At 47.4% G+C, this 6,442-nt stretch carries 6 protein-coding genes; 3 read left to right on the top strand and 3 right to left on the bottom strand.

The features are described from left to right. The first annotated feature begins 347 nt into the window (after nucleotides 1–347). The 3 genes from C5S62_RS06755 to C5S62_RS06745 all read left to right on the top strand — a co-directional run bounded on the left by C5S62_RS06755 (nucleotide 348) and on the right by C5S62_RS06745 (nucleotide 4,288). Nucleotides 348–1,682: a hypothetical protein gene (locus C5S62_RS06755; RefSeq protein ID WP_104404634.1), complete on the top strand. Its 1,335-nt coding sequence runs from the start codon at nucleotides 348–350 to the stop codon at nucleotides 1,680–1,682. Nucleotides 1,683–1,770: 88 nt separating this feature from the next. After that, a complete protein-coding gene (locus C5S62_RS06750; protein WP_104404633.1) occupies nucleotides 1,771–2,727 on the top strand; it encodes a GDSL-type esterase/lipase family protein in 957 nt (318 codons plus the stop codon). Nucleotides 2,728–2,812: 85 nt separating this feature from the next. After that, nucleotides 2,813–4,288, top strand: a complete 1,476-nt coding sequence (locus C5S62_RS06745; RefSeq protein ID WP_104404632.1) for an MBOAT family protein — start codon at nucleotides 2,813–2,815, stop codon at nucleotides 4,286–4,288. A 212-nt stretch (nucleotides 4,289–4,500) separates the two neighbouring features. On the opposite strand, the gene C5S62_RS06740 is transcribed toward C5S62_RS06745, so the two are convergent. The 3 genes from C5S62_RS06740 to C5S62_RS06730 all read right to left on the bottom strand — a co-directional run bounded on the left by C5S62_RS06740 (nucleotide 4,501) and on the right by C5S62_RS06730 (nucleotide 6,162). Further along, entirely contained in the window at nucleotides 4,501–5,232 is a 732-nt protein-coding gene (locus tag C5S62_RS06740; protein WP_104404631.1) for a DUF4369 domain-containing protein, read from the bottom strand. A 151-nt stretch (nucleotides 5,233–5,383) separates the two neighbouring features. Further along, entirely contained in the window at nucleotides 5,384–5,752 is a 369-nt protein-coding gene (locus tag C5S62_RS06735; RefSeq protein ID WP_104404630.1) for a hypothetical protein, read from the bottom strand. A 32-nt stretch (nucleotides 5,753–5,784) separates the two neighbouring features. Then, nucleotides 5,785–6,162, bottom strand: a complete 378-nt coding sequence (locus tag C5S62_RS06730) for a septum formation initiator family protein (RefSeq protein ID WP_133159527.1) — start codon at nucleotides 6,160–6,162, stop codon at nucleotides 5,785–5,787. Nucleotides 6,163–6,442: the final 280 nt, after the last annotated feature.

The following is a 6,442-nucleotide window of genomic DNA, read 5'->3' as shown; positions in this document are numbered from 1 at the left end:
CGAATACTTGGAATTTGAATTGCAATACGGGGAATTCTCAGGGAAAATATGAGAAAAATCCCATTGAATATGCCTCAAAAACACAGAAAAAGCGGGACTTTCCTATCGAAAGTCCCGCTCCGCTGTTACAAAGATACATCATTTTTCAGCCAAAAGCAAATAGTGTTAAAAACAAGGTTCACAGCAACAGGAAAGGAATCAGAAAGAGGTTTCTTCGTTAAAAATAAAAGTTATATCGTAAAAGCCATAAAAAAGTTGTAACTTTGCAGGCTGAAAATGATGAAGTTAAGAAGATTGCCAGAACGGATGTATGAAAAAACATCCGGTCGGTTTGTTATTGATATGACATGAATAGAGGAATCATCCGCACTTGTTTGTTTTTGTGTCTGGTACTCGCTGCATTGCTGGCGTTGCGGGCATTGCCGGCCTTTACGGCAGGCGGATATGAAATAAAAACGGTTGATTTCCTAGCCGACCTGCTGCCTGAAGATACTATCCGTCCCATAAACATGGCGCCCAAAGCGACTGCCGCAAAAGTTACAAAACGCGACACTTGCCCAGCCGGCATGACCTGCATCGAGGACTATGCCGACTCCACATTGCGCGGAATGGCTCCCTTCTACAAGGCACTGGCCAGCCGATACAGTATGGGACGCCCGGTGCGCATTGCCTATTTTGGCGACTCCTTCATTGAAGGAGACATCCTTACGGCCGATCTCCGAGCGCTGCTGCAACGGCACTATGGCGGCAACGGGGTGGGCTTCGTGGACATTGCTTCGCCTTTCACCAAATTGAGAACCAGCGTAAAACATCGCGCAATAGGATGGACTGAACACAATGTACTGGAAAAGAAAGGCCTGAATATGGCAGAACTGGGAGTGACCTGCCGCTATGCACGCGGCGGCAACGGCGCCTCTGTGAGCTACAGCGGTGTGAACGACTACAACAATCTCCGCCGGTTCGATCGTGCCACACTATACCTGTCTGCAGTTGCCCCCCTGACAGTAAGCGCAATGCTAAACGGAGCAGACACATTCTCACTCACAGCACAGGGTCACGGGCAGGTAGAGGCATTACATGTTGACGGACCAATGTCTGAAGTGACTTTCACCTTAGGCGGACATGCCACATGCTACGGTGTAGCGTTGGAAGACCGACAAGGAGTTATACTCGACAACTTCTCGCTGCGCGGAAGCAGCGGAACACCATTGGCAGCCATATCACCAGCACATTTGCACCAACTCTCGGAAGTGCGCCCATACGACCTTATTGTACTGCAATTCGGCCTCAATGTGGCCTCAAAGAAACAGTTGAAATACGATTATTATATTCGGCAGATGAAAAAGGTGATTGCCAATTTCAAATCTGCATTCCCCAAAGCCGGCATCCTTGTTGTCAGCATCGGCGACCGCGAAGACCGTATCAACGGACAACTATGCACCATGCCGGGAGTAAAAGCCCTCATAAACTATCAGCAGATGATGGCTATGGAAGAAGGCATTGCCTTTTGGAACCTTTACGAGGCCATGGGCGGAGAAGGTGCCATGCGGCGCATGGCCGATGCCAGGCCGGCCGAAGCCGGACGTGATTACACCCACATTAACCGGAGGGGAGGAAAACGCATCGCAGGCATCCTTTTCAAAGCACTCGTACATGGATTCGACACCAGCCAGAGGCCATAAACCGGCAGAGAGGAAGGACTGACGGCCTGAACCAAAGTAAAAGCAATTACAGACACTCCCTTAACCAATCGAAAAAAAGAAAAAAGTCATGCTACGAAACATAAAATGGATAGCTCTACTGACATTTGCTTTAGGATATGTCGTATCCACAGCTACAGCAAAGCCTGAAGAGTCGTCACACGCTACAGATGGTGCCACTCAGAATCTCGGTTTCCTCAGGCCCGTGTACGAAAGCACGGTGGCCGACCATAAAAAATCAGCCCGTTGGAAAGTGGCAGACATTGACAGTGCCATGCCGGTTTCTTTCACCGGCATACGCCCCAATGTTATCAATCGTGCCTCATCGCTCAATCGGGTGTTCGATGTGCTTTGCCGCAGCGGACGTCCCCTGCGTGTATTGCAGATTGGCGACTCCCATGTGGCAGGCGGCAATTATCCGAAAGCCGTGCGCTCCACACTTGAAAACGCCTGGGGCAAGGCTGAAAACGACAGCATCGGTTCCGGCATATCATTCAGCTACATGGGACGTAACGGCGCAACGACACAATGGTTTGCCAATCGTGAGAAAATCAACGAGATCGCAGCCAAATGCCCCGACCTCATCATCCTCTCATTCGGTACCAACGAATGCCATGGAATGGGTTACCGGGAGGAACTCCACCGCATACAACTGGAAGACTTTCACGAAATGCTGTCAACAGCCTGCCCCGATGCCATTATCATGATCACCACACCGCCGGGAGACTACCTGACCACACGCCGCGTAATCCGGTCACGCAGCGGACGGCGCATAGTGCGGTCAGTCTCGCGCATTAATCCGATGAGCGTACGTTGCGCCGCAGAATTGGAAAGTTTTGGCACAGCACACGGACTGGCCGTTTGGGACCTCAACAGCATAGCCGGCGGAAAAGCAGCCGTAACCAATTGGCAAGGAGCCGGCATGATGCGGCCGGACCGCATACATTTCACCCCCGCAGGCTACCAGCTTCATGGAAAGATGCTCGGCGAAGCCATTTTGAAAGCCTACAACCAGTACATGCAATAAAGCCGGTATGCGGTGAAAAAGGTCGAATAAGCCTTTTACAGCAAAAACAACCCATACTACAACACCTGATGTATCCAGCTACAAGATGTTTGACAAACTAATCTCACTCTTAACTTACAACCCCACACAACCGCTGCTCTTTAACAGCGGTTTGTTTCTGTTTCTCCTGTGCGGTTTCAGCATCATCTACATGTTTCTATCTGGCAAGCGTCAAACTGCCGTCCGCCTGCTTTACGTTACTTGTTTCTCCTATTACTTTTATTATAAAAATGCCGGAAGCTACTGCGCCCTACTGGCCATTATAACTTTGGTGAACTTCCTGTCGGGCATCATGATGGAGTGGTCGGAACGAAAAGGCATGAAGCGTTTTTGGCTATGGCTGGCAACCGGCTTCATGTTATTGCAGCTAGGATACTTCAAATACACCAACTTTTTACTTGTACAGGTTTTCCCTCTCTTCGGCGAAGGCGGTTACACGCTTGATGTTTTCTTACCCTTAGGTATATCTTTCTTCACATTCCAATCGATGAGCTATATCATTGATGTATACCGCGGGCAAATGCGTGCCACCCGTAGCATACTCGACTTTGCTTTTTTCGTCTCATTCTTCCCAACTCTGCTTTCAGGTCCTATACTGCGGGCACGTACATTCCTGCCGCAACTGCGCCAACCGTTAGAAGTAACACGCGAAATGTTCGGCACAGGATTGTGGTTCATCGTGACAGGTCTATTCAAGAAAGCTGTTATTTCTGATTATATCGGAGAGAATTTTGTCAACCGCATATTTGACAATCCGTCTCTCTACACCGGTCTGGAAAACCTTTTCGGTGTCTACGGATATGCCTTGAAACTTTATTGCGATTTTTCCGGTTATAGCGACATTGCCATTGGTATAGCTTTGTGGATAGGATTTAAAATTCCGGCCAATTTCCGCGCTCCTTACAAGAGTGACAGTATCACTGACTTCTGGCGGCGATGGCACATATCCCTTTCCACGTGGCTGCGCGACTATCTTTACATTTCTTTGGGAGGCAACCGTTGCAGCCGCCTGCGCATGTATTTCAACCAATTCATGACAATGCTACTCGGCGGCTTATGGCACGGAGCATCATGGAACTTTATTGTCTGGGGATGTCTTCACGGCTTAGCGCTTTGCCTGCACAAAGCATGGCGCCGGCTTCTCGGACATGATAAACATTACGTTTCTTCGGGTTTCCGCCGTGTGGCGGCCATTGTACTGACGTTTCATCTCGTCTGCCTGTGCTGGCTGTTCTTTGCTAACACCACTTTCGAAGCCTCCGGAATAATGCTGTCCAAAATATTCACAGAGTTCCATGGCGAGCTTCTAGTGCAGTTTCTTTCCGGCTATCCTATAGTAATGATCCTCATATCAGGCGGCTTTCTTCTCCACTTTCTGCCTTCAGGCTGGAACAACGGCATTTGCCACTTTGTTACGCGCCTGCCATTAATCCTACAGGCGTCATTACTTGTCCTGCTCATATTTCTCATCGTACAGGTACGGGGGAGCGAGATACAGCCATTCATTTATCTTCAGTTCTGATATTTTTCTGATACGAAAGAAAGTACAGGCAGATTTTGAGTTGCATTTAAAGAATGGCACTACTGCTGCATTACGGCAATAATCCGCCATCGTAATATGGGCTGAGTGATTATCATCTTTTACTATCGGCAAAACTTCGCTAAAAAACTATAGAAAATCCGCGATAAACCGTTTATCGCGGATTTTCTATTATCGGGCTCTTCCAGTAAGTATCAATAAAAGTCATCACCATCTTCAAGTTCATATTCGAAACGTCTGTAAGAATTAAGCCTTGCGCGACGCAAGTAGCTGTTTACAAACGGATTCTGAAGAAAAGCAGGTGATGCGGTTTTAATGATGTTGCGTATCTGATCAGTCATGACAGGAAGCGGATATTGGCCAAACAAAAGCATGAAGCACCCCGGGCCGAGAGGATTGTCGTAATTGTCTTTAATAAACTTGGTTTCGAGCGCCTCCACCTGTTTGGCTATTTTCTTCGCTTTTGGAGAAATAATCCGGCGAATGGCATCCGGCGAATGGCCTTCGTGCATCATACGCAGACACTTCTGATCAAGCTCCCACATTTTGTTTTCCAACCGGTTTTTCTTCTCGACAAATTTATAGAGACGGTCATTCAGCGGGCCTCCGCTCACTCGCTGTCCCACATGGTCTACGCGCACATTGATGTCGCCGCTTTCCAATACAAGCGGCATAAAACTTTCATTGCCCATGAAGAGCTGCGCCATCATTATGGTGTCGAGGTTGTTATAGAAACTAAAACGGCCGTGCACCACTTCGCATGAGTCTATATTGACCACACGAACCCCGTCATTACCCTGGTTCACACGAAGATACAACATACGCCCGTCCAAACTTCTGACTGAAGAAATTCCGGCGATGTTATACTGCTCCGTGCAAGATGTTATCAGAGCCAAGGAGAAAGCTATATAGGCAAAGACTTTCATGTAACGTGTGATTTTCTGCTTTTGGTGAAGCAAATATACAACGCTTTCCTTGAAAACACACGAAAGAGAGTGTTAGAAAACACAGAAATAAATCTTTTTTACATTTATCCCTGTTTCTCTTAACGACAAATAAGATTTTACGCCGGAAATGTTAATTATCTTTCTTCATCTCGGCGGGCAAACGGAATGCCGTGTAAAGTTCCAAAACGGCACCAATGCCCAATATCACTTGCCACTCGGCGCCTTGGAACGGACCCACCTTATATTGCGAACAGAACATCAGTGCCGCGGCTATTATAAGGGCGAAAGCTCCCATCATCTGTTGCCGGCGCAAGCGCCGTATAACGATATTGTGCCCGTCGTAACGTGCCAGAAGCTGCATGCTGCAAAACATCAGCGCTCCTGTGCCAAAGATAAAGGGTGCCGGCGTGGTGTCGGATAAAAGAGTAGGAAGCACTGCTCCTGCCAGCATGGCCAATCCTCCTATGTTATATATATAAACCTGAAACTTAGTGAGCATTATTTTCTGAATATGAAGATCGGGGAATAAGGTCAGATAGAATCGCTGTTCTCTATGATATAATAAATATCTTCGCCTTCGGCTTTCATCCGGTGATTTTCGCGGGCTATGCGGATAAGCGCCTCCGGGTCCGTTTTCAAATGGCGGAGCTGTGACCTGTCGGCTTCAAACTTTTCTTCATAACGTTTTATTTCGCGCATGGTCGCTTCGTTTTCCGCCACCAGTTGATACCGTCTCCAAAAACTGTTGTTGTCTACAAAACCTACATGAATGAGGAAAAGGGCTATGACCCAAATATACTTGTGCCTCCACACGCTTCCGAATAACGCACGTAATCCTCTCCCCAGGGTCAAATGCCTTTCTCCCGCATGCCTGGTCGACTTTTTCTGTTCTGACTTAGTTTGTTTCATTGGATTGCAAAGATAGTGCAAATGAGCGAAGCGGGAAAGCAAACCTATTTGTTTTTCTTTTCATACGGATTGTTTTTCATACCGATTTCACATTCTAAAAGACCGAACGTCCTACAGAGTGATATGGAGGAATCCACTTTAACATATTTAACTTTCTGTTACATTTCAAACGACTGAAAAAGCAATTCCAAGTATTGGAGTCACAAAAGTCCGTATCGGAATTTTAACACGAATACTTGGAATTTGAATTGCAATACGGGGAATTCTCAGGAAAAATATG

Source organism: Prevotella sp. MGM2, from assembly GCF_002933955.1.
In the GTDB taxonomy this organism is placed as follows: domain Bacteria; phylum Bacteroidota; class Bacteroidia; order Bacteroidales; family Bacteroidaceae; genus Alloprevotella.
The sequence above is the reverse complement of the archived record's forward strand: the minus strand, read 5'-3'. Positions and strand labels throughout refer to the sequence as shown.